Origin of the sequence: Microbacterium sp. C7(2022), from assembly GCF_028823665.1 — a bacterium.
Lineage (GTDB): Bacteria > Actinomycetota > Actinomycetes > Actinomycetales > Microbacteriaceae > Microbacterium.
This window is the reverse complement of the sequence record NZ_JAPEHV010000070.1, coordinates 1-262: the sequence shown is the minus strand read 5'-3', so window position 1 is coordinate 262 and position 262 is coordinate 1. Positions and strand designations below refer to the sequence as shown.

The 262-nt window shown below is 42.7% G+C and carries 1 protein-coding gene; it reads left to right on the top strand.

The annotated features are described in order from the left end of the window. Positions 1–74: 74 nt before the first annotated feature. On the top strand, positions 75–262 hold a 188-nt coding region (locus ON062_RS13705), incomplete at its 3' end, for a hypothetical protein (protein WP_274647700.1).

Below are 262 nucleotides of genomic sequence, written 5' to 3'. Positions count from 1 at the left end.
AAGGATGTATCTATCATCTCGTACGAGTCAAGTCTGACGATATTGAGCCCTCTACTATTGAGTCTGTCCAGATTGTGAGTGAGTTTCCTGATGTGTTTCCTGAGGATTTGCCTGGAGTCCCTCCCGATAGGGAGATTGACTTTAGAATTGATGTTCTTCCCGATACCCAGCCTATTTCTATTCCTCCATATAGAATGGCTCCTGCTGAGTTGAAAGAGTTAAAAGAGAAATTGAGGGATTTGCTAGAGAAGGGATTCATAAG